18 protein-coding genes, 1 tRNA gene and 1 other RNA gene are annotated in these 24,555 nt (G+C 51.8%); 8 read left to right on the top strand and 12 right to left on the bottom strand.

The features are described from left to right. Positions 1-142 precede the first annotated feature (142 nt). The gene (locus H8K43_RS06265) at positions 143-2,413 is read left to right on the top strand and encodes a TonB-dependent receptor (RefSeq protein WP_186903056.1); all 2,271 of its coding nucleotides are present in this window, start codon (positions 143-145) and stop codon (positions 2,411-2,413) included. 124 nt (positions 2,414-2,537) lie between these two features. Here the strand turns inward: H8K43_RS06265 and ybiB are convergent, their stop codons facing one another. The 5 genes from ybiB to H8K43_RS06240 form a co-directional block, all read right to left on the bottom strand. After that, positions 2,538-3,557, bottom strand: coding sequence for a DNA-binding protein YbiB (gene ybiB / locus H8K43_RS06260; protein WP_186903055.1), 1,020 nt, complete (start codon positions 3,555-3,557; stop codon positions 2,538-2,540). 7 nt (positions 3,558-3,564) lie between these two features. Continuing rightward, entirely contained in the window at positions 3,565-4,023 is a 459-nt protein-coding gene (locus tag H8K43_RS06255; RefSeq protein ID WP_186903054.1) for an EVE domain-containing protein, read from the bottom strand. Positions 4,024-4,202: 179 nt separating this feature from the next. Next, a non-coding RNA gene (ssrS, locus tag H8K43_RS06250) (6S RNA) lies at positions 4,203-4,382 on the bottom strand. 67 nt (positions 4,383-4,449) lie between these two features. Then, entirely contained in the window at positions 4,450-4,776 is a 327-nt protein-coding gene (locus H8K43_RS06245) for a cell division protein ZapA (protein WP_162019952.1), read from the bottom strand. Further along, on the bottom strand, positions 4,773-5,003 hold the full coding sequence (locus tag H8K43_RS06240; protein WP_230403723.1) for a DUF904 domain-containing protein: 231 nt from the start codon (positions 5,001-5,003) through the stop codon (positions 4,773-4,775). The genes H8K43_RS06245 and H8K43_RS06240 overlap by 4 nt, the downstream gene beginning before the upstream one ends. 502 nt (positions 5,004-5,505) lie before the next feature. Between H8K43_RS06240 and trxA the strand changes: the two genes are divergently transcribed. Continuing rightward, positions 5,506-5,832 carry a thioredoxin TrxA gene (gene trxA / locus H8K43_RS06235; RefSeq protein ID WP_162019951.1) on the top strand — a complete coding sequence of 109 codons (327 nt, stop codon included), beginning with the start codon at positions 5,506-5,508 and terminating at the stop codon, positions 5,830-5,832. Positions 5,833-6,047: 215 nt separating this feature from the next. Beyond that, entirely contained in the window at positions 6,048-7,310 is a 1,263-nt protein-coding gene (rho, locus tag H8K43_RS06230; RefSeq protein WP_162019950.1) for a transcription termination factor Rho, read from the top strand. A 232-nt stretch (positions 7,311-7,542) separates the two neighbouring features. Here rho and H8K43_RS06225 read toward each other — a convergent pair whose 3' ends face one another. From H8K43_RS06225 to H8K43_RS06215, 3 genes are all read right to left on the bottom strand, one after another. Then, a complete protein-coding gene (locus tag H8K43_RS06225) occupies positions 7,543-9,003 on the bottom strand; it encodes an efflux transporter outer membrane subunit (protein ID WP_186903053.1) in 1,461 nt (486 codons plus the stop codon). A 2-nt stretch (positions 9,004-9,005) separates the two neighbouring features. Continuing rightward, positions 9,006-12,164 carry an efflux RND transporter permease subunit gene (locus H8K43_RS06220; protein WP_186903052.1) on the bottom strand — a complete coding sequence of 1,053 codons (3,159 nt, stop codon included), beginning with the start codon at positions 12,162-12,164 and terminating at the stop codon, positions 9,006-9,008. A gap of 91 nt (positions 12,165-12,255) precedes the next feature. Further along, positions 12,256-13,593, bottom strand: coding sequence for an efflux RND transporter periplasmic adaptor subunit (locus H8K43_RS06215; RefSeq protein ID WP_186903051.1), 1,338 nt, complete (start codon positions 13,591-13,593; stop codon positions 12,256-12,258). Between the two features lie 433 nt (positions 13,594-14,026). On the opposite strand from H8K43_RS06215, the gene H8K43_RS06210 reads away from it, so the two are divergent. Further along, positions 14,027-14,668, top strand: a complete 642-nt coding sequence (locus tag H8K43_RS06210; RefSeq protein WP_186903050.1) for a TetR family transcriptional regulator — start codon at positions 14,027-14,029, stop codon at positions 14,666-14,668. Between the two features lie 34 nt (positions 14,669-14,702). Here H8K43_RS06210 and H8K43_RS06205 read toward each other — a convergent pair whose 3' ends face one another. Beyond that, positions 14,703-15,332, bottom strand: coding sequence for a trimeric intracellular cation channel family protein (locus H8K43_RS06205; protein ID WP_230403721.1), 630 nt, complete (start codon positions 15,330-15,332; stop codon positions 14,703-14,705). Positions 15,333-15,649: 317 nt separating this feature from the next. Between H8K43_RS06205 and H8K43_RS06200 the strand changes: the two genes are divergently transcribed. From H8K43_RS06200 to H8K43_RS06185, 4 genes are all read left to right on the top strand, one after another. Continuing rightward, positions 15,650-15,916, top strand: coding sequence for a type B 50S ribosomal protein L31 (locus H8K43_RS06200; RefSeq protein ID WP_162019943.1), 267 nt, complete (start codon positions 15,650-15,652; stop codon positions 15,914-15,916). Positions 15,917-16,030: 114 nt separating this feature from the next. After that, positions 16,031-17,752 carry an ArnT family glycosyltransferase gene (locus H8K43_RS06195; RefSeq protein ID WP_186903049.1) on the top strand — a complete coding sequence of 574 codons (1,722 nt, stop codon included), beginning with the start codon at positions 16,031-16,033 and terminating at the stop codon, positions 17,750-17,752. Further along, positions 17,749-19,134: an MATE family efflux transporter gene (locus H8K43_RS06190; RefSeq protein ID WP_186903048.1), complete on the top strand. Its 1,386-nt coding sequence runs from the start codon at positions 17,749-17,751 to the stop codon at positions 19,132-19,134. The genes H8K43_RS06195 and H8K43_RS06190 overlap by 4 nt, the downstream gene beginning before the upstream one ends. Before the next feature lie 89 nt (positions 19,135-19,223). Further along, positions 19,224-19,308, top strand: a tRNA-Leu gene (locus H8K43_RS06185). Positions 19,309-20,031: 723 nt separating this feature from the next. Here H8K43_RS06185 and H8K43_RS06180 read toward each other — a convergent pair. The 3 genes from H8K43_RS06180 to tssF are packed head-to-tail and all read right to left on the bottom strand — an operon-like array spanning position 20,032 to position 24,172. Further along, a complete protein-coding gene (locus H8K43_RS06180; protein ID WP_186903047.1) occupies positions 20,032-21,180 on the bottom strand; it encodes a type VI secretion system protein TssA in 1,149 nt (382 codons plus the stop codon). Next, positions 21,177-22,292, bottom strand: coding sequence for a type VI secretion system baseplate subunit TssG (gene tssG / locus H8K43_RS06175; RefSeq protein WP_186903046.1), 1,116 nt, complete (start codon positions 22,290-22,292; stop codon positions 21,177-21,179). The genes H8K43_RS06180 and tssG overlap by 4 nt, the downstream gene beginning before the upstream one ends. Then, positions 22,292-24,172, bottom strand: coding sequence for a type VI secretion system baseplate subunit TssF (gene tssF, locus H8K43_RS06170; protein WP_186903045.1), 1,881 nt, complete (start codon positions 24,170-24,172; stop codon positions 22,292-22,294). Before tssF ends, tssG begins: the two co-directional genes overlap by 1 nt. Positions 24,173-24,555: the final 383 nt, after the last annotated feature.

Genomic DNA, 24,555 nt, shown 5'->3' with positions numbered 1-24,555 from the left:
AGAGTTAACTGCTGGACATAGGCCGCAAACGTTTGCGCAATGCGCTCCATGTGTCTGTCTGAGTGCAAGGCATCAGAGAAAGACGGCATCATGTTGAAGCTCTGCAATTCCAGATTACCCATCAACTTTCCAAGGAAAACCCATGACTGCGAAATCCAAGCGTCAGTTTTACAAAGGGACTACCCAAACCCTGATCGCGCTGGCTGTGTCCACAGCCTTCCCTATGCATGCCGCCTGGGCTCAGGAAGCCAAACCAGAAGCAGCAAAAAATGACGGCACTAAGCTGGAAACAGTGATAGTAACCGCCAACCGCCGCGCGGAAAACATCAAAGAAGTACCAATGTCGATTTCTGCGATCAAAGGCGATGCGCTCGACACCTACAATGCCAGCGGCCAGGACATCCGTTTCCTGGCAGCGCGCGTGCCTAGTCTGAACGTTGAATCTGACTTTGGCCGCTCTTTCCCACGCTTTTATATCCGCGGTCTGGGCAATACCGATTTCGATCTGAATGCATCGCAGCCTGTTGGCCTGGTGTATGACGATGTGGTTCAGGAAAGCCCTATGCTCAAAGGCTTCCCGGTATTCGACGTAGAACAGGTAGAGATCCTGCGCGGTCCGCAAGGCACTTTGTTCGGCCGTAACTCTCCGGCTGGTGTGATCAAGTTTGACTCCGCTAAACCTAGCCGCCGCTTTGAAGGCTATGGCAACATCGGTTATGGCAACTACAATGCCGTCAACCTGGAAGGAGCGATCAATATTCCTTTGAACCAGGACTGGGCAATGCGCTTCTCCGGTCAGGCACAAAGCCGTGACAACCGCGTGACCAATCCACGTGCTACCGGTGAGAAAAACCTGGAAGGCTACCGCGATAACGCCGCACGTCTGCAATTCCTGTACAAAAACGGTAATTTCAGTGCTTTGCTGAATCTGCATGGTCGTGACATGTCAGGCAATGCCACCCTGTTCCGCGCTAACATCATACAAAAAGGCTCGAATGAGCTGGTACCTGGCTTTGACTACGGCAGCTATCCTACCGATGGCCTGAACAAGCAAACGCTGACTTCCTCCGGCGCAAGCGCACGTCTGCGCTGGGATCTGGACGGCATCACAGTCCATTCCATCACTGGCTATGACAAGGCAAAGTTCTACAGCCGCGCTGACGTTGACGGTGGTTACGGTGCTTCCTTCGCATTGCCTATGGGCCCAGGCTTCATTCCATTCCCGGCTGAAACAGCTGACGGACTGCCATATCTGAAGCAATTGACTCAGGAAGTTCGCATTGAATCGAATACGAAAGACAAGCTGCAATGGATCGCTGGCCTGTACTACTTCAACGAAAAACTGCAAGTCGACAGCTTTGACTTCAACTCTCTCGGCGGCAATGTACAAGACGGTTATGCAGTTCAGCACCAAAATGCAACTTCTTACGCAGCATTCGGCACTATTAACTATGCTGTCAGCGATCAGTTTAAAGTGCGCGCCGGTTTGCGCTACACCAGCGACAAGAAAGATTTTGACGCACAACGTACCTGGACTCCAGGCAAAGCACCTGGCGTAGGCATCACTCCACTGTTCACAGCCAATCCATCCTCCAGCAATCTGACCTGGGATCTGAGCGGCAGCTACACTTTGGATAAAGAAACCAATGTGTTTGCGCGCGTTGCAACTGGCTACCGCGCTCCTAGTATCCAGGGTCGCGTATTGTTCGGCGATTCCATCTCTGTTGCCCAGTCTGAAAAAAATCTGTCTTTCGAAGCAGGTATCAAGAAAGACATCCTGGATAACACAGCACGTGTGAGTGCAACTGTATTCCAGTACACAGCGAAAGATTTGCAGCTGACAGCAGGTAGCGGTGCAGTTAACCAAAACCGCCTGGTTAATGCTGACAAAGCAACCGGTCAGGGTTTTGAACTGGATCTGCAAGCTAACATCAACCGCAACTGGAAGGCAAATGTAGGCATCAGCTACAATGATACGGAGATTAAAGATTCCGGCTTGTTTGTTTCTCCTTGCGGTAACGGATGTACCGTGACCAATCCAAAAGGCCCGGTTGCCGGTACAGTTCTGATCGGTGGCAATCCACTGCCACGCGCACCGAAATGGGTAGGTAACTTCGCACTGAAGTACACCACACAAATCGGCGAAGGCACGCTGTATGCTAATACCGACTGGTCTTACAAAGACACGTACAATATGTTCTTGTATGAAGCCAAAGAGTACAAGGCGAAATCCTTACTCGAAGGTGGTGTTCGTATCGGTTACATCTGGAACGATGGCAAATATGAAGTGGCTGCTTATGGTCGTAACATCACCAACAAGCAACAAGTCATCGCAGCAATCGACTTCAACAACCTGACAGGTATCGTCAATGAACCACGCAACTACGGCGTCCAGTTCAAAGTCAATTTCTGATTACCTGATGGTCCAGCCCGCTCTACACAGAGCGGGCACAAAAAAATGCACTGGCCTTAAAACCGGTGCATTTTTTATTGTGTAAAACAAAACACACTCAGACGAATAGCGTGCCTTAATTGGCCTAAGCCTTACCGTGGGATGAATTCTCAACGGCGTTCGCTATCCCCCCATGCAAGCGGCGACTGATGCTCACGCACAGTCTGACTTGCTCTGCGATGTTCGCCGGGACAGGCAATTCCTGATTTAAGACCTTAAGTATCCAGGCTGCGGTGGAGGCGGCATCAGTGTCTTCAGGCAGTTCAGGCTCTGTAGCAGTTAACAGCTCTTGCTTTTCCAACAGCGTCTCACGCACGCCTTGGGCAAATCTGTCTATCTGCTGCGCGCGGCCAGTGTTGGCAACTGCCTCACCTTCAGTTCCGCGCATCATCAGCACCTCGCCTTGCGTCGACGTCAGATGGGTAGAAAAATAATGGCCCAAAGACTGCAAATACTCAGGATGGGTATAGGAATACAAGCGCAGTGCGGGAATATCGAAGGGCTGCAGCATCTTGACCAGAGTATGAGAAGAATTGCGCACGCCCAGAATACGCCTTAGCATCAGCAGCCGATGCAAAGCGGGCGACAAACAATCCAAACCTGTCATTGCTGGCAGACCAGACGCAAAGCGCTGGCTGACTTCCTGCGCCGACAGGCATAGAGGCAAATCCATAGCCTGAAAAATCTCAGCACTGGTCACACGACCAGGATCTTCGGCAATCCCATGTACCAGTACCGGAATACCTTCGCGCGCCAGCAAGCTCGCCAGCAGCGGCGTCAGATTAGCTTTTTTACGCGCACCGTTATAGCTTGGTATCAGTACGGGCGCAGCGGTCAGACCGGGTGGCAGTTGTAGCTTCAGCATGGCTGGCGCTAAAGCATCCATGAAGCCCGCCAGTTCGTTGATGGACTCCCCCTTTATACGCATAGACAGCAGAATCGCGCCTAACTCCAAATCGCTGACGCGCTGCTCCAGCATTGCAGTAAACAAGCTGCAGGCATCCTGTCGCGACAAATCACGTGCACCGTCTTTACCGCGTCCGATTTCCTTAATAAAACGGGCGGCTGGCAATGTTTGGCCACTACTCAGTTCTTGCGCAGTCATGCTTTTCTCACGGTTGATCCAGCAGTGCTAACACGGCCTGCCATTCTGCGGTGGAGACTGGGGTAATTGACAAGCGGCTGCCTTTTTGTAAAACCAGCATATCCGCCAGCTCAGCGTGCGTTCGCATTTCAGCCAGACTCAGCAAGCGGGTCTTTCTGATTGCCTGCACATCGACCATCATCCAGCACGGTGTTTCCTGAGTGGATTTCGGATCGTAATAATGACTCGCCGCATCAAACTGGGTATGGTCGGGATAGGCGCTGCTGCATACCTCAGCAATGCCAGCGATACCAGGCTCAGCGCAACTGGAGTGATAAAACAGCACGCCATCGCCCAATTGCATCTGATCACGCATGAAATTTCTGGCCTGATAATTACGCACACCGAACCAGGGAACGCTGCCAGCCGCTAATGCATCATCGATACTGACTTCATCGGGTTCAGACTTCATTAACCAATACGCCATCATCCTCTCCTGACTGTCGCAAATTCTCAAAAGCATATTGTCGCACAGCGCGATCCAGACAGCGCACAACGGGTAGGAACGGGGTTCCCTATCAAAGGCTGTCAACGCCTTGCTGCCTAAGCGATACTTAATCAGCGATACAAAAGAAAACGGCTGTCATTGCTGACAGCCGTTCTGTATAAGTCCCCACCAGAGCCGCTATGCCGGCATCCTGAACCTGATGGTTCAAGTTGGCCACAGTCAGTTCAATTTCGGGTTCATCGGACTAGCGACGCTCACGCCCATCGAACTATGTTCCGCAGCCTATGCACATAAATGGTTCAAGGAATATATGACATTGGCGAACACGGCAGGGAATTAAAGTTTACTCCTAAAACCGGCTTCAAGGAAAGTTGTTTTGATGAAATAATCTAATAAAGTTCAGGTTCAGAATAGCTTTTCTTGCGGCGTCAGTGCCTGATCCATGATTTGGTGCATGCCAGTGATTTTCTGCCTGACTTCGGAAATCGACATGCCGGACAGCGGGCCTTCTGAGGTTTTGGTCGCCAGCAATTCCGTGGTCATGCCCAAGGCCGCCATCACGGCTATCCTGTCCGTCCCTTTGACCTTGGACGTATCGCGGATGGCGCACATTTTTGCATCCAGATAGGCGGCGGCTTCGCGTAAGGCGCGATCTTCACCCTCACGGCAGGACAACTTATAACTTTGTCCCATGATCATCACATCTACCTGTATGACTTTTTTCTCGGTCATGCCGCATCTTCCTCTTGATCTTGATTAACAATTTCTGGTGGCAATAACTGTATCAGCGCCAGCACACGATCCTGTGCTTGCTCTATGCGTTGTTGCATATCCAGATTCTTTGCCGTCTGGCCAGCCAGTTCATTGCGTAAGGCAGCGTTTTCTGCGCGCAATGCATGCGTCAGCTCAGCGAGTCTGGCGACTTTTTCGGCGAGTAATTCGAATTCGGGAATCATCATAGGCTAGGTTTTGGATGCAACAAATCTGAGCTCTTATTATACGAGCAAATTTCCAGCAGCCAAGCTGAGTCTGACGCGAAATTTCGTTAAATCCCTCAAACCAGGCGGGAAACCAGCAGCAAGTCGCAAGCATATTCAACAAGCGCAGCCCTAAGCAGCTGCGAATTTTCAAAGCCAGACTGTCCAATTCTGCCAGGCACCAAAGTGTCGCCCTGAGTGCACTTAACTCTACCTGCTAAGCGGCAGGCAGCAAGGGATTCAATGAGCGACTTACAGATTTTTATGTTCAACGACCCACTTTTTAAAAAAATAGGTTATTATTTGCTGCATAGCTAACCACGCCTGACTCTTCGTTGGCATAATTCTGGTACATTCTGGATGTCACCATTGAATTCTGGCCAATCGCCTTCAGATACAAATTTGAATTCGGCAAATTCCAAATAACCGACCGACATTCTGTGGCGCTGTTACCCCTTAATTTTTCCCTCTCAACGAGGATTCCATGAGCGAAAACATCAAACATGTAAGCGATGCTTCCTTTGAAGCTGACGTATTGAAATCTGACAAACCAGTACTGGTTGACTTCTGGGCTGAGTGGTGTGGTCCTTGCAAAATGATCGCCCCTATTCTGGAAGAAGTTGCTAAAGAATATGGCGACAAAATTGTTGTTGCCAAAATGGACGTCGATGCGAACCAGGCAGTACCTGCCAAATTCGGTATCCGTGGCATTCCAACCCTGATCCTGTTCAAGGATGGCGCTGCAGCTGCACAAAAAGTCGGCGCGCTGGCAAAAGGTCAGTTGGTTTCCTTCATTGATAGCAATATCTAAGGTATCATCACCACGCTGTAGCTGCTGACACCGGCAGTTACAGCGTGAATTAAATACGATTACCGATTACTGAACGACTAAGTAACAAGAACCGAAACTGGCTGTGTGTCAGTTAAGTACTTAAGTACACAAGAGTACATAATAACTATTCTGTTTATTCTGTCATTTCCCCCGTTCACTCCCCCACCTCATTTTCCCATCCCGGGACACTCACCATGCATCTATCTGAATTAAAGGCCCTGCACGTATCCGCTTTGCTGGACATGGCCATAGGACTTGAAATCGACAACGCAGCCCGTATGCGCAAGCAGGAATTAATGTTTGCCATCCTGAAAAAACGCGCCAAAGCGGGCGAGCAAATTTTCGGCGACGGCACTCTGGAAGTTTTACCAGACGGCTTTGGCTTTCTGCGTTCACCAGATGCCAGCTACATGGCCTCGACCGACGATATCTATATTTCTCCTTCCCAGATCCGCCGTTTCAATCTGCATACCGGCGATTCGATCGAAGGTGAAGTCCGTACCCCGAAAGATGGTGAGCGTTACTTCGCACTGGTGAAAGTGGACAAAGTCAACGGCGAATCGCCGGAAGCGTCCAAACACCGTATTCTGTTTGAAAACCTGACGCCACTGCATCCGAATAAGGTGCTGACGCTGGAACGCGAAATGCGCGGCGAAGAAAATACTACTGGCCGCATTATCGACATGATTGCACCGATAGGCCGTGGTCAGCGTGGTCTGTTGGTTGCCTCGCCTAAGTCTGGTAAATCTGTGATGCTGCAACACGTGGCACATGCGATAACGACTAACCATCCGGATGTGACACTGATCGTATTGCTGATCGACGAACGTCCGGAAGAAGTCACTGAGATGCAGCGTTCGGTGCGCGGCGAAGTGGTTGCCTCGACTTTCGATGAGCCCGCTTTGCGCCATGTACAAGTTGCCGAAATGGTGCTGGAAAAAGCCAAGCGTCTGGTTGAAATGAAGAAGGACGTGGTGATTCTGCTTGATTCCATTACCCGTCTGGCACGTGCCTATAACACAGTGATTCCGGCGTCCGGCAAAGTATTGACCGGTGGTGTCGATGCGAATGCACTGCAACGTCCGAAACGCTTCTTCGGTGCAGCACGTAACGTGGAAGAAGGTGGCTCGCTGACCATCATCGCTACCGCGCTGATCGAAACTGGCAGCCGCATGGATGACGTGATTTACGAAGAATTCAAAGGTACAGGTAACATGGAAGTTCACCTGGAACGTCGCCTGGCAGAAAAACGCGTTTATCCAGCTATCAACCTGAACAAATCCGGCACCCGCCGTGAAGAATTGCTGATCAAACCGGATCAGCTGCAAAAGATCTGGATTTTGCGTAAGTTGCTGTACTCGATGGATGAAATCGAAGCGATGGAATTCATTCAGGACAAAATGAAAGCCACTAAAAACAATGCAGAGTTTTTTGAAATGATGCGTCGTGGTGGTTAATCTGTCTGCCTGAGACAGATAAAGGGCTGGCAAATCAATTTGCCAGCCCTTTTTTATTTCACTGTCGATTCACAAAAAAAGATGGATACTCTCAGGCTGACGATTCGGGTCTTACACTCAACACAATCAGCTTTTCTCAAAAATGATCATGTTTAGAAAAGAGACAGCCCCTGCAACAATTGCTGAGGGGCTGTCCTGTTAAACGCAATGACCTGAGTTTTGAAGCCTGAGCTTATGGTTTCTGAACGTTTGCGCTTGCGGCATTATTCCAGCCACCGCCCAAGGCCTTGTACAGGCCAACGACGGCACTCAGATGGGCGCGCTGAGTTTCGATCAGGCCAGACTCAACCTGAGCCAGATCACGCTGCGCATTCAGCACTTCCAGATAGCTGGAATAGCCATTTTTGTAGCGTAACTCGGCCAGACGCTGACTGTCTTTCAAGGCCAGCACGCGTTTTTGATTCGCGGTGTAAAGCTGGGCATTGGCCTCAGCATTATTCAGCGCATCATGCACATCGCGGAATGCCCCCTGTACCGCTTGCACATATTGAGCCGTAGCCTGGGTTTTACGTGCTTCTGCACCCGCTACCACAGCTCCGATTGCACCGGCCCTGAATACCGGTTGTACCAGATTCGCCCCCAGATTCCACAACAGGGAAGAAGGGTCGACCAGGTCTTTAAACACGCGCGATTCGTAGCCGATACCGCTGGTCAGTTTCAGACTCGGGAAGTAAGCAGCTTTTGCCTGACCGATGTCTGCATTCGCCGCCACCAACGCCTGCTCTGCGGCCAGAATATCAGGACGGCGATTCAAGACCTCAGACGATAAATCAGCAGGTAATTGCAAATGCTGATAAAGACTGGAAATCTCACTGCCGCGCGCAATCACGGGATGCGCGATGCCAGCCGGGCTGCGGCCTAACAATACTGCGATGGCAGATTCCAGGTTGGCGACATTTTGCTTAGCTTGCGCAACGCTGGCTTCAGCACTTGCAGTTTCTGCCTCAGCCTGATGTAAATCCAGCTCGCTAATGGCACCGGCGGCACGACGCTTCTGTTGCAGACGCAGATTTTCGGCGCGGGTCTTATCGGTTTCCTGCGCCAGCTTTAACTGGGCATCGGCTGCACGTAATGCGAAATAAGACTGAGCCAGATTACTGAACAGAGTAGTTTGCACTACATTGCGATTCTGTTCCTGCGCCAGTAAACGTGCTTTGGCAGCCTCATCGGCACGCGATAACTTGCCCCAAACGTCAACTTCATAGGAAGCCGTCAAACCGAGCTGAAAATCTTTACTGACCGGATTGGCACCAGCCGCCAGTTTGCCTGCATTTTCACTGGTGCGGACTTTGGTGCCGACCAGGGTGGCATCCACCGTAGGATAGCGGTTTGAAGTCGCACCAACTGCCAGTGCACGCGCTTCTTCTATGCGTCCGGTAGCCAGTAATAAATCCTGATTATATTTCGCAGCTTCCAATATCAGGTCGGTCAGCACCGGGTCCTGGAACTGTGCCCACCACTGGGTCAGATCAGCAGCAAGCAGGCCAGGCTTGCCTGCGCTTGCCAGGTTTTCTGTTTTCGCAGATCCCGGCAATTCCAGTGCAGGACGTTGATAATCCGGCCCCACTGAAGCACAGGCACTCAGCATCAAGGCACTCAGCACTGCGCTATAACTCAACGATAATTTCAACATAATTATTCCTTCCCTTGTGCTTGATGCGACTGGCTCAGAGGAATGTGATCCGGATGATGGAAATCTTCTGCTGTTGTTTTAAAGCGTTTGTCATTGATCAGTTTAAAGAACAAAGGCACAAAGAAGATCGCCAGGAAAGTCGCTGCCAGCATACCGCCCAACACGCCGGTCCCCAGTGACTGACGGGCTGCGGCACCGGCGCCATGCGAAAACGCCAGAGGTACTACGCCAAGAATAAAGGCCAGCGAAGTCATCAGAATCGGACGGAAACGCAGACGGGCGGCTTCCACTGCGGCTGCTACCGGCGCGTAACCCTCATGCACCTTCATCACCGCAAACTCCACAATCAGAATCGCATTTTTCGCCGATAAGCCAAGCAAGGTCACCAGACCGATCTGGAAATACACGTCATTATTAAAGTGACGCAGATACACAGCCAGCAAGGCGCCGAAGATACCGAAAGGCATAGCCAGCAATACTGAGAATGGCAGTGACCATTTTTCATACTGAGCAGCCAGAATCAGGAAGATCATCAGTACACCGGCACCTAAAGCCAGACCCGCTGCATTGCTGCTGCGTTTTTCCTGGAATGAAGCACCGCCCCAGTCGTACACCACATCAGCCGGCAACACATTTTTCGCAGCACGCTCCATCGCTGCAATTGCCTGTCCCGAGCTAAAGCCTGGTTTGGCATCGCCCATCAGTTTAATCGCTGGCATTGCATTGAAACGCTGCACAGAATCCGGTCCGGTAATGAACTTGATGGTGGTGAAAGCACGTACCGGTATCATCTGGCCGGAAGCGCTGCGCACATACATATTGCCTATGTCTTCTGGCTTGGCACGGAACTGTCCATCTGCCTGTAACTGTACCGTGTAGATACGACCGTTTTTATTGAAGTCGTTCACATAGTAGTTACCCATAGTCGCTGCCAGCGTGTTGTACACATCTGGCAAAGATACGCCCATGGATTTGGCTTTTTCATTATCTACGTCGACATACAACTGCGGGGAATTAGCCTGCCATAAGGTTTTCACACCAGCCAGTTCCGGTTGCTTATTCGCTTCTGCGATCAGCAAAGGCAGTATCTGTGCTAAACGTTTCACACCACCTTCACCGGCATTTTGTAAATAGAATTCAAAACCACCGGTTTGTCCCAGACCTTGTATTGCAGGCGGCGCAAAGAACAGCGGCAAACCTTCCTTGATATGCCCGGTCTTCATATAGCTTTCACCGACCAGCTGTTGAGCAGACTTAGACCGCTCATCCCAGGGTTTCAACGGGAAAAACATGGTTGCTGAAGAGGATTTCAGACCACCACCACCAAGGAAATCCAGACCGACCAGCGCAAACGTCGTGTCTATGCTCCCATTCGATTTCATCGCGGCTTCGACTTGCTTCACCATCGCATCAGTACGGTCCAGCGACGCGCCGTCAGGCAGGATAGCAGCGCCAATGAAATAACCCTGATCTTCATCCGGTACCAGGCCACCAGGTACCGTTTTCCATAACACACCGGTCAGTGCCACCATACCCAGCACCAGCGCCGTGCCTAACACTGCACGCTTAAGGAAGAAGCTCACACCGTTGGTATAACGCTTGGTCAAACGCAGGAAAGCCGCATTAAACCAAAGGAAGAAAGGATGATGATTCTCTGCACCCGGTTTCAGCAAAATCGCGCACAAGGCAGGGGTGAGTGTCAACGCGACGATACCGGACAATACAACCGCAATCGAAATCGTGACCGAGAATTGACGGTATAACTCACCTGCCAGCCCACCGAGGAAAGCAATCGGACCAAACGCGGCAACCAGCACCAGCACAATCGCAATCACCGGCCCGGTAACTTCATGCATCGCTTCGATGGCGGCCTCTTTGGGAGACATGCCCTCTTCATTCATCAGACGTTCTACGTTTTCCAGCACCACAATCGCGTCATCGACCACGATACCGATCGCCAGCACCATGCCGAACAGGGTCAGCGTGTTGATCGAATATCCGAGTAAATGCAGACCCGCCATCGTACCAATCAGTGAGACTGGAACAGCGAGAGTAGGAATGATGGTGGCACGCCAGCTTTGCAGGAACAGGTAAACCACGATAAATACCAGCACCATCGCTTCAGCCAGCGTCTTAAGCACTTCAGCAATCGACTCCGTCACAAACGGTGTGGTGTCATAAGGAACCGCGTAAGTCATCCCTTCAGGGAATTTCGCCTTCAGCTCCTGCAAAGTTTTTTCTACTGCTTGACGGGTTTCCAACGCATTGGCACCAGTCTGCAGGAAGACACCGACGTTGGCAGATGGATGTCCATTCACGCGTCCATACAGGTTGTAATCTTTCGAACCCAGTTCTACCCTGGCCACATCTTTGATGCGGATAGCAGCGCCGCTTTTATCTGTTCTGACGATGATATTGGCGAATTGTTCTGGCTCCAGCAAACGCCCTTTGGCCGTCACCGTCATGGTCAGCTCTTCAGTGGTGTTCGGTGTCGCACCAACTTTACCGGCCGCATACTGGGCATTTTGCTCATTGATGGCGTTAGAAATATCCGCTACCGTCACGCCCAGTTGCGCCATGCGATCAGGACGCATCCAGATCCGCATCGCATAATCTTTGGCACCGAAAATCTGTACATTGGTGGTACCCGGAATACGTTTGATTGCATCCAGTACGTTCTGCGTAGCGTAATTTGACAGGTAGAGAGAATCGTAGCGGTTATCCGGTGAATACAAAGCAGCCACCACCAGGAAGTTCGACGAACTCTTGGAGACGGTTACACCTTGACGGCGTACCTCTTGCGGCAGCTTGGCATCAGCCTGGCGCACACGGTTGTTCACGTTAACCGCTGCAATATCGAGATTGGTGCCGACTTCAAAAGTCACGTTGATAGAAACGCGACCATCTGCCGACGACACAGAGTCCATATACAGCATGTGTTCCACACCATTGATCTGTTCCTCAATCGGTGCTGCAACTGTACGTTCTATCACTTCAGCCGAAGCGCCAGGATAAAACGCTGTCACATTCACGACTGGCGGAGAAATCTCCGGATAGCGTGAGATCGGCAGCACACGCAGTGCGGCCAGACCTGCCAGCACGATGATCAGCGACACCACAGTCGCGAAAATCGGCCGGTTAATAAAAAATTTTGAGAACATGAATGTTTCCTTATCGCCCGCCCTAATTCAGGACAGGATGTTCATGAAAAAGTAACTGCCTGGCTTGGAATTGCCTTTGAACCGGCTCAGCTTATTTTGCTGCTGAGGCAGATGCTGCCGATGCTGCCGCCGGAGCCGATGCAGAAGCACTGGCTGATGCAGGCTTGCCTGCAGGCGCGCCTGGCATCGCTGGCGGCGGGTTCAGCGCAGCCTGCGCGGAAACGACCAGTGGCTTGACGGTCATGCCCGGATCATGCGCCTTGATCACACCGTCGACCATCACTTGCTCACCGGCCTGCAAGCCCTTGGTGACTATCCATTGTCCATGTGTCCAGCCATCCAGCTCTACTGGCTTAGGTACCAGTTTGTTATCCGGTGTCACCACAAAAACCATCTTACCCATAGGTCCATCGATGACTGCACGTTGTGGCACAGCCAGTGCGGCTGTACGTTTGGCACCGGATAAAATCACACGTACAAATTGCCCAGGACGCAGTGTGCCTTCGGGATTCGCGACCTGTGCACGTGCATCAAAGCCACCATTAGCGGTATTGATACGCTCGCTCACAAAATTCATTTTTCCTGTGGTCGGGAACATTGAACCATCTGCCAGCTTCAGCTTCACATCAAAACCGATACTGCCGTTATTGGCTCGCTTACCCGGAACTGCAACTTTGCCGCTACCGACTTCTTTTGCTACTTTCAGGTAGTCGGCTTCAGGGATACTGAAGTTCACATACAGCGTGTCGGTTTGTACGATGCTCGTAAGCAGGCTGTCGGCTGCAGTCACCAGGCTGCCGTTGGATTTAGCTGCCATCCCGGTGACGCCATCGATAGGTGCGACAACTTTGGTGTAGCTCAGATTCAGACGTGCTTCATTGACCTGAGCACGGACCTGCTTCAGGCTGGCCTCGGCTGTTTCCAAATTGGATTTAGCGTCATCAAATTCTTTCTGGCTGATCGCTTTTTCTGCGGCCAGTGGCGCTAAGCGCGCATATTCACGCTTGGCCTGATTCAGCTTAGCTTCGGATACCGCCGCCGCCGCTTCAGCAGAAGCGAGCTGGGTTTGATAAGTGGATGGGTCTATCTGGAACAATACGGTTCCAGCTTTGACGCGCGCGCCTTCTTCGTAAAGACGGTTTTCCAAAATACCAGGTACACGCGCACGGATTTCAGTTTCTTTGGAACCTGCGGTTTGGCCTACATATTCATAGTCCAGCGCCAGATCGCTGCTTTCCAGCTTGACCACGTTAACTTCAGGTGGTGGCATGCCGCCCGCACCTTGCGGCGCACCTTGCTTGCCACACGCAGCCAGTGCCAGCAAAGGCAAACTGACAGCCAGCACGCGCAGGGAACGACGGGAAAATAATTGCTCTATCTGAGCGGACAGGTCGGATGACCGGGAGGAAGGGATGCCTGTAGAGTGCATGGTAATTCTTTCTGATTGATGAAAGGATGGTGTGCTATTATATACATACACGAATGTTTGTAAATAAGGTTCTGCAATACCCTTATAGATTAACAAGACATTGCGCTAGCACAATGACAATGCAATGACGAATAGATGAATTGTTGGTTTTTTTATTCAACGTTGGGAAAACCGCTGCCTGACAGCAATTATCTGTGCAGTGTTTTCATTATCACAGGCAATAAATTAGCATTTCAATAAGTAAATGTTGCTTACAAACAAAATTACACAGTAGAAAGCTGTATATCTGCACTTTTTTCGAATTCGATGACAGACGTACATTGCGCAAACCGAGGCCAACTTTTAAGATGCCGTCCTTACCAGTTTTGAAGTAAGGAAACGCTTTACTGCAGGCAGTTCGTCATATACCGGGATCAGAAAGCAAACACATATCATGGCAAGAAAGACCAAAGAAGAAGCATTAGAAACCTATGCCGCATTATTAGATGCAGCAGAGGAGGTCTTTGCCAGCAAAGGTGTGACTAACACCACGCTCAATGATGTGGCCAGCGCAGCGGGAATGACGCGTGGTGCCATTTACTGGCACTTTAAAGATAAAAATGCCTTATTTCAGGCCATGTGTGACCGCGCCTTCCTGCCTATGGAGTCACTGCTGAATGAGATTTCTGCTGCACCTGACCGGGATCCTATCGCTGCTTTACGCCAGTTGAATATTCACTTCTTACGCCAGGTTGCCAGTGATCTGCGTCAGCGCAAAGTATTCGACATCATCATGCATCGCTGTGAAAAGAACTCTGACCTGCCTTTCTTTGTCGACGAAAGAGAAAAGCGCGATGAGTGCCTGGCCAAAGTCCAGGGCATTATTCAAAATGCGGTGAATCAAGGGCAATTACCGGCCCAGACAGATACCTGGATCGCGATGCAAGCCAACCATGGATTCCTGATCGGCCTGCTGCGTGAATGGCTGGAAGATACGCGCGCTTACAACATGAACGAACATGCAGAGGCGATGGTAGATATGTTCCTGGCTGGCTTAATCGCGCGACCGCCACTCAAAAAACCAGCTGCGGCCTGAACCTGCAAACGAAATCAGACCGCAAGGCACCAGCTCAGGCAGGCAGCTTCAGATCGAATTTCACCGCCAGCATACGCAAAGCAAAGGTGCTGATGATCCCGGCTGACAACGCGGCTGCATCGCTAAACTCAAAATACGACATCCCCAGATAGACCCAACAACCGGTGAAGGCGCAGGTTGCATACAACTGGCTGCGCCGGAATACCAGCGGGATTTCATTACAGATCACATCCCTGAGCACACCACCAAAAATACCGGTCACGACGCCCATCATCACGCACACAAACATAGGCATGCCGGATTCAAAAGCCAGCGAAGTGCCGGTCACGCTGAATAAGCCCAGACCCAGTGCATCGGCCCATTCCAGAATATTCTCAGTCACCACATGGCGCAAACGGCGCAATAGCGGGACAGCGATCAGAGCAAAGATAAATATCAGTATCGGATATTCCTGATTTTCCACCCAGAACAAGGGCCGCCGATCCAGCAACAGATCGCGCAAAGTACCACCGCCAAAAGCCGTAATAAAGGCGACCGTAAATACCCCGACAAAATCCATACGCTTACGCCGGGCTTCAATAAATCCCGAACATGCAAATGCCAGCACGCCGACGAACTCTATCGTGTGCAACATGGCATTCATTCCTAATGTCGTACTTGCCATTCCCTGCTTTCTTAACTCAAACCATGAGATTTTACCTGTTAGAAGTCTGTTCTGTAGCGATGCAATTCTTATATGCAACATTAAAAGTGACATATAGACAGACTGTTTCCCAGCATAAACCACGCTACAGAACCACGCTAAACTCGCCAAGCTGGCATTCAATCCGGTTTGCATTGTATAATCGCGGGCTTGGCAACTTGCATGTGCAGGTTATCAATTAATTTAATTCAATTCTGGCAAGTGATACGCAATCGGGTCAAGAAGCTGTGCGACCGACGAAGTGCTTATTGGCTACCAACTTTTATTTCGAGGCAAGCATGAAAGACGGCATCCACCCAAATTATCGTGAAGTGTTGTTCCACGACGTTTCTAACGATTTCAAATTCGTAACACGCTCTACAATTCACAGCAAAGAAACAGTTGAATTCGAAGGCAAAACTCTGCCACTGATCAAGATCGAGGTTTCTGCAGAATCCCATCCTTTCTACACTGGCAAACATAAAATCGTTGATACCGCTGGCCGCGTTGAAAAATTCCGCCAAAAGTTCGGCAAAGTCGGTTCCAAAACCGCAGTTGCCAACTAATCAGCGCAACGATTTCCATAAAAAAGGCAGCTCAGGCTGCCTTTTTTACTGCGGCTTTACTTACAATCTACCATCCCCTACTGTTAAACAACCGCTCTGCTTACTCACCGAATTATGAAGCCAGTCCGTCTGCCTGCTGCTGCCACCATTGCCTTACCACGCTGGGGAATTTTTGCTCTTTGCCTGCTGTATATTCTGCCGGGACTGATAGGACGCGATCCCTGGAAAGGCGATGATGCGACCAGCTTTGGTGTGATGTGGACGATGGCTCACGGCACGATCGCAGACTGGTTATGGCCACATATCGCTGGCTTGCCATTACCGGAAAAAGGCCCGCTCGCCTATTGGATAGGCGCTGTGAGCATCAAGCTGTTAGGTGGCGTTATGGGCGAGCCTATGGCCGCGCGTCTGATGACAGGACTATTTTTTCTGATCGGTGCGGTTTCAGTCTGGTATGCGACTTATTTATTGGGCCGAAGACCAGAAGCTCAGCCCCTCAAATTAGCCTTTGGCGGCCAGCCTGAGCCTCGTGATTTCGGACGTACGCTGGCTGACGGCGCTTTGCTGATTTATATCGCCAGCCTGGGTTTGCTGTTACACAGCCATGAAACCGGGGTGGAAAGCCTGCAAATGGCACTGGTCGCCTTCACTTTTTATCTGTGCGTGCGTTTGCTCGATGAACCAAACATTCGCTACAGCCTGCAACTGGGGCTGGTACTGGGCTTACTGATCCTGAACCGGGGCTGGGTGGTACCCGCAGCTTTGACACTGACCTTGTCCGCTTTATGCATAGTGCGCGGACAGTCTGCAAAGATACGCTATGTGCTTGGCGCGCTGCCGCTGGCATGTCTGCTACCGATAGCCTGGATGCTGGTATTACGTCAGCATCACCCCTTCGACAGCAGCCCTTTTCCAGCCTGGATGGAATGGAATTATCGCCAGATCAGAATGCCTGACCTGGATAGCATCAGCTACTTCTTTAAATATGCAATCTGGTTTGCCTGGCCTGCATGGCCGTTCGCGGCCTGGGCTGTGTTTGCCTGGCGCAGACAAGAAAAAGCGCTGCATATTTCCTTATCAGCGGCATTTTTGCTGTGTTTTACGATACTCGCATTCATCAACCACAACTCTGAAGAATCGCTGTTACTGCCACTGCTACCGGCGATTTCTATACTCGCCGCGTTTGGCCTGCCAACCATGAAACGCAGTGCAATCAATGCGGTCGACTGGTTTGCTGTGATGGTCATGACAGGTACAGCCAGTCTGATCTGGCTCGCATATATCGCTTTACAGACGGGCTGGCCAGATAAGCTGAGTCTGAAGCTGCGCCTGCTTGCACCGGGTTTCGAGTCCAGCTTCCAGCCCCTGGTTTTTCTAATCGCGTGTGCAGCCACTATCGCCTGGTTCATGCTGGTCTACTGGCGCATTTCACGTCGCCCGTCTGTATTGTGGCGCGCCGTGGTGCTGTCAGCCGGTGGCGTGATTTTATGCTGGCTGTTATTGCTCAGCATAGGCCTGCCATGGATCAATCACCGCATCAGTTACGCCGCACTGTCTGAGGACTTACAACAACATCTGCCGACTCAGAACGCTTGTGTGGAAGCCTATGTTGGCCCGTCACAGCGCGCCAGTTTTGCCTACTTTGGCAAACTACGCTTTGCCGGTTTCTCTGATCACAATTGCCAATACCTGCTGCTGCAGCACAGCCGCCGATACAGCTTCACGCCTGAGATGCCAAGCCACTACGAGGCCAAAGAATGGGAGTCGATCTGGATAGGACACCGCGCTGCCGACAAGGATGAATTGTTCACACTGTATCGCCGCAAGCGTCCATGAGTGACACCGCGGGCGGCGCGAAACAAGCAATGCGCCGCATAGGCGCGCTAGCCTGGCCGGTGCTGGTCGGGCAGCTCGCCACCGTCAGTAACGGCGTCATTGATACCGCACTGACTTCACGCTATTCCGCCACCGATCTGGCCGCGCTGTCTATCGGCGTATCGATTTATATCAGCATCTTTGTCGGGCTCAATGGCGTGCTGCAGGCACTCTCTCCCACCATAGGCCAGCTATACGGTGCACAGGAATTCCGCGCGATTGGACTACGCGTGAAACAAGGTATGTGGCTGGCCGCGCTGCTGACCATCATCGGTTGCCTGGCCTTACTGTTCCCGCAGACTTTACTCAGCATTGCGCATGCCGATGCCACACTGACCGACAAAGCGGCGCAATACCTGCAGATACTCGCCTATGCCCTGCCCGCCACTATGGGCTTCAGGATTTACAGCGCACTCAATAATGCGATAGGCAAACCCAAAATGGTGATGGCGATACAGGTGCTCAGCCTGGGATTGAAATTCCCGTTAAACAGTTTATTTATTTTTGGTGGTTACGGTCTGCCTGCCATGGGCGGGCCGGGCTGTGCCGTGGCAACCGTCATCATTTCCTGGCTCACGCTGCTGATCGCGTGGTTCATACTGCGCCATGCCACGCTGTATCAACAGTTTGCTCTGTTTGGCAGCGGTTTTGTCTGGCCGCACTGGCCCAGCATGAAGCAATTGCTGCGACTTGGCATCCCTATGGGCCTGAGCTATCTGATTGAAGTCACGGCCTATGCCTTCATGGCTTTATTCATTGCGCGCTTTGGTGAAATCGCCGTCTCCGGCCATCAGCTGAGCGCCAATTTTGGCACTGTGCTCTACATGCTGCCTCTTTCTATCGCCAATGCCTGCGCCACGCTGACTGCACAAGCGCTGGGTGCCGGTCAGCATAATCAAGCCAGGCTGACCGCCAGTGCAGGTATCAGGCTGGCCCTGTGCCTGAACCTGCCACTGGCGCTACTGATTGTACTGGGCAGAAGCTGGATACTGCTCGCCTACACCGATAATCCCGCCATCATTGAAGCCGCCATGCCCTTGTTTATTCTGGTTGCGGTCTATCAGATATTTGATGCGATCCAAGTCATCATCGCCTTCATCCTGCGCGCCTACCACGTCGCCATCGTCCCCACCCTGTTGTATGCGCTGACGCTGTGGGGTTGTGGACTGGGTGGTGGCTACCTGTTAGGCATCGATCCTGGCGGCTGGTTTCCGGCAAACGTACATGGCGCAACCGGCTTTTGGATCGCCAACACACTCAGCGTGGTACTGATCGCCATCAGCCTGTGGTGCTATCTGCGACACGTACAACGCCAGCACCACAAAACCGTATCCGGTGCATGAAACGGCAAGCACCCCAGCGCATTGCATAGCAAAAACCGATGTCGGCTTGCAAAACCCCCTCCACCCTGTCATAATCTCGCCTACGCGTTGCCGAGATGGCGGAATAGGTAGACGCACGGGACTCAAAATCCCGCGCCGCAAGGCGTGCCGGTTCGATTCCGGCTCTCGGCACCACAAGAATTCATGCGGCTTACAGCGATGTACGCCGCATTTATTTTATGTGGATTTAGTTCCGCAATTCGGCAGTAGTTCCGCAATTCTGGATTCATCCCATCAAAATATATCTACCTGCTGACGCAGTCCATCCTTTTTTCAACTACTCTTGAGCTACACAACGACCTTGAGATCAAGTGCATCCAGCACAGCTGCGCACTGGCGTATCTGACGACCAGATATAGTAATAAGCTGTTAAAGTTAAGTAAGAACTATCGATGAAAAACTTTTGCTGACAGCTCTTTTTGTGACTCAGTGCTGCCTGGCCGAACCAGCGAATCTTTCAGAACTGTTATTACATCCATTACTGCCCAAAGATGCTGCTTTACTTTGCCAGCAACACATTGATGGCAGCGATGCGTCTGGCGCACTCACTGCCATTCATTGAGCGGCATATGGCTTGAATCTGCAAGCGGAGGACACAAAGCAGTTCTTCAGTGAGCAATTCAGGCGCAGCACTGACGCTCACTCAGTCAGCAAAGAAATCGGATGGACCTTCGTCGCAGAAAATCAAAAATCATCTATACAGCCGTACCGTCATCCTCTACGGGCACCTGGTCAGCTTGTGAAAAACCAGCGAGCAGCTTTGCAAGCCTGCTCTTGATTTCGAAAGTAGCGCGGGCGGCACGGAAATGAACTGATAAACATAGCCAACGGGCGGACTTAAGCTTTGGCTTTGCCAGCTCATCCTTCCTCTTCATCCCAAGCCTTTAATAAATCTGCGGGAATGAAATGAGCAACTTCGGAAAAGCGTTTGCCCCATAGGCGTTCAGCCTGTTTGAGCAGCAGTGCGACTGGGCTGCTGGGTTCATTTTTTTCTATCCAGATACGGGCCTGGCTGAGTAACTGACGGATATGTTCGCGCTGCTGCTCAGTGCTCATGCCAATTTCCTGTGATACGGCCATAGTTTGATTCCCGAACGGTGACAGCAGATTCGCCCGGCCAGACTCTGCCCCCGGTGATTGCGCGCTGCTCTTTGTCTGCGATTCTTGAATCGAATCAGCTTCGTGGTTTTCACTGCTATTTGGAGGATGAGCCGTTTTGCTGGGTGTCACTTTCTCAGAAAAATGCAGCCCTTGTGAAAAGGCAGTCATCGTCGCTAGTAATCTTTGCAAAGAAGTCAGATCCGGTGCTTCACCTTTGAGGTTAGCCTTTGCCCAATCGATGATTTTCTGCGTATGCACTCCCGCAGACAGTAATGCTTTAATGCCACTCCCCTGACGCGTGTACAGGTCGGCCAACTGACGCTTAACGAGATCAGGGTCTAAGGCATTTGGCAGTCTGGGGACTGCCAGTGCACGTTCTACGTCACGTACCGTCAGGCGAGCCGAGGTATTACCGGAAATCAGTACATTACGGATGTCACTCAATAAGCCTTCGGGATCACACAATGCCGCCAGCGCATTGGCGCGCACGGCCGGGTCGATGCAATTATCAATCAGCAATTGCGGATGAACCTCACGTTCAAAACGGGAAAGCACTGCGCTCAATGCGCACAGCCCCTGTGCCACGCCTTCGGCACCGGCAGAGCGGGTACGACAGCGTGCGTACCAGATCAACAAAGTGATGTCTTTGGAGCGCAATAATAAGCGCAGGCAGTCACGTTCTATCTCGCTCCAGTCAGGCTCCTCGGCTTTGCTGGTGAAGCTGCCATATTGCACCTCCGCCCTTGGCTCCAAACGGCTGCGCAGGACTGCAAACTCATTGTCGTACTCCAGACTGTCGCCACAAGGTGCGGCCTCGCTGATGGGTTCTAAAAATTGTGTGGGGATATTTTCCGCAGGCTTTAAGCCATCGATTAATTTGCTGTAGAGCTGCTGTAAGGCTTTCATTGCGGATATCCTGGTGTTGTGGTGGCTAGTGTGGTAACGGCAGGCTGTTGCTGATCACGCTTGCCTATGTAATTTTCCGGCTCCAGTATCATGCCTGTGATGGATTCCAATCCAGCCAGGGATTCACCACCCATCCAGCTGGACCAGCCCAGCTGAGCATGCTCACCCAATTGCGTTGCCGGAGCAGCATGAGACTGGATCAGCAATTCAACTTCCCAGATATATTCAAAGCCGACAAAGGCACGCACCAGCTCGACCAGTGCCGCCAGATCACTGCCTGTTTGATCACCCTGAGGCGTCAGGCGCAGATAGGCGCTCAGGTTTAATGGGCCAATAATCAGGCGAAACCGGGTTTGCCGGTCAGCCACCACTTCCCCCAGCATAGCGCCCTGCCCCAACGTCCCCGCCATTCCGGCCTGACCAAGCCTACATTGATCCTGTGGCTCTATCGGCATCCATGCCAGACAGTATTCACGCAATGCAACCTTCACCCCAAAATAACGCGCCAGGGTGCTAACCAGACCATCCGGATTACGTGCAGCACGCACTCTGTGTGCTACTGAAGCCCAGCGTGCATGCGGGCTCAGCGCGCTACCCTGAACCTCATCCGGTTCATCACCGCCTATGCGCGCAATGTAGCGGGAAAAACTCTCTGCATCGGCCCGGTCCAGACCGGCTGCACTTTGTGCCTGAGACCAGGCACGGTACATATGTGTCATCCAGCGATGGTGAAACATATCCAGAAAATTTGCCAAAGTATGATCCAGCTTCGCTTCGCTGCGCTCACGAACTAATTCGGTAAAGTGCAAAGGCAATACGCCATTCGAACCCAGCATCCCTAAGCCAAACAGCTTGATCATCCAACGTCCGTCACGTTCAGATACTGAGGCGATTTCGCGCGGTGAAAAGGCCAGGCTGGCTTGTTGCCCTAAGCGGTAACGCTCTTGTGATGGCCTTTGCGCCTGTCCTATCGCTGGTTGATCCGTATGAACTGCAGCAAGATAGCGCAACAAGGGAACAAAGCCGTGTTGCCATGGTTGCTCCTGCGCTTGCCGCAAACGCTGTTCGCTATCGGCATTGGCTGGCTTCTTGTGTCTTGTTTTGGATTGCATCACACCACTCCTCGTGTGCCCATGCGCACGGGCCACTCTGCCACCATGCCGCGCTGCATGGACTCCAGCCTGGTTTGGGTGAACACATTGATGGCGACATGACGTGCCAGATAATGCTCAAGGACCACGCCAAACAAATAGGGACTGACGCCACTGAAACCGTCTTCATCCACAGTCAGCGTACATTGCACACCACGCCCGTACACCAACGGCCCGTTGCCAGGCAAACGCCGTGTCACTGGCTCTATATGGCTACCGATCAGCGCGCTGACCTGGCGCGCTGCCACCACATCCTGAGTGTTGACGAATAAGCGCAGCATATCGCGTAAAGCCTGTGCCCCCTGGCGTGCATCCATATCCAGCAAAGGCAGATAATTAAAGCTGAGCTGCCGCACCAGACGCCAGGCCATCTCGCCCTGAGCGAACGCTGGCATCGGTGCGCTGGGGGGGCGAATCAAACCCACACTTTCCAGTGGCAAGGATGCCACCACGCGCAGATCGGATACCCCATTACGCGGTATCAGACGTGGCAAATCACGATTGGTGAGCATCGCCTGTACCGACAAATAGCGCAGTGTTTCGCTGTAGGGGGCTTCATGCTGATCCACCAGACTGACAAACACTTCGGTACCGGTATAGGCGGTGCGGGTGCCGTATTTACGGGCCGAGTCAGAATCCAGTCTGGGTTCACGCCGCAATGAAAAATAACGCCCGTGATTTCCCTCATCCTGGTTCAAAGTCTGGAACAAAGGGCGGAAGCTCACACCGGCATCCGCTTCCGAACGCTGTGCCAGCATTTCAGATACGCTGAAAACTTCATAGTCCATAGGGCGTGCGCGATCTGGCAACAAATGAAACTCATTGTGACCGGTTTTTATTTCCAGTCTGTCGGTCCGGCGCGGAAATAAATTCACCACCGGAGTACAAAATAATGCGAACTGATTTTTATCTACCAGACCGCGCAGGCTTTGCGTATCACGTGTGAGCAGAATAACGATTTCTGCTTCTTTCGCCTGGATTTTTGCCAAACCGGCGGACAGATTTTGTAAAGAGAAAAAGTAAAACCGGCTCGGGCAAGCGAAATATTCATGCAGTAAATTATGGCCATGCCAGGTATTCCAGGCCAGCGGCAACACACTCTGTTCCGGCTGCAAGCCCTCCTTTACCAGTGCATCCTGAACCACCACATGAGGTTGATCCGCCATATGCCCCGGCAAGCCAGTCAGCGTCGCAACCGCACCTGCATGCAGCAATTCAAACAAGTGTGAGGCAATCTGCTCATCACCGCTCAGATAGATGGGCAAACTATCGAGGCCTTTGAGATCAGAAAAATTCAGTTCACCCACAACCCGCAGCCGTAAGCGCAGACTGCCTGCGACCTGCAAATGCGGTGGTAAATATCGCCCCAAGGCCGGAATATCGGGCGGTACGCCGGCCAGCCTGGCATCGACGATTTCTATCGGCCACAACATCACATCCTGACTGGAGCGGAATTCACAAGCGGTCTGTTCACCCTCCGGTATCTTGGAAAAAAATGCCGTGTCGCGCGGTACTGCAAAGCCACTGCTAAAGTCACCGACTAACATCGCCGGGCGCAGCTGTGCTACCGCCATCGACGGGGTAGGGCTCACATAATTCGGATACACCACTTCCAGCAAACGCTGGGTAAAGCGTGGAAACTCCGCATCCAGCTTGATACGCATACGCGCCGACATAAAACAAAATGCCTCGATCAGCCTTTCCACATAAGGGTCAGCCACCTCTACCCCATGCAAACCCAGACGCCGTGCAATCTTAGGGTGCAGCTCAGCAAACTCCGCAGCGCTCTCGCGCATATAGGTCAGCTCCTGATTGTAGTACTCCAAAAGTTGTGGTTCCATGTTTCACTTTCTTTGTGGGTATTCCGATGATTTATTTAGGTTACGATCGCATCAGGCAACTGCCACGATGTCTGGATCCGTGCGTAGTTAACTAACTCAGACCAAAATTTCCATAGACATGGACAGAAGCAAATTCGCCCAAACTAAATGCCTTACTTCTCACTTGCAACAGCCAGCTACGGCGGTACGGATAAAATGGATGATTCATCTTCATGTCCTTAAAAGCAGTCTTGCGTCAGCATCAGAAAACTAGTCTTTCCCCGGCCCGGTCTGAAACAAGCGCACGATCTCTGGTTTAGGACTGGCCTGACCATTCCAGTGGGCACCGGGTTTGAGCGCGAATCGTTGTACCCGGCCTACCGGTAAAGGAATGCGGTGTGTTC

This window comes from Cognatundibacterium curvum (genome assembly GCF_014284235.1).
GTDB classification, from domain to species: domain Bacteria; phylum Pseudomonadota; class Gammaproteobacteria; order Burkholderiales; family Burkholderiaceae_D; genus Undibacterium; species Undibacterium curvum.
The sequence above is the reverse complement of the archived record's forward strand: the minus strand, read 5'-3'. Positions and strand labels throughout refer to the sequence as shown.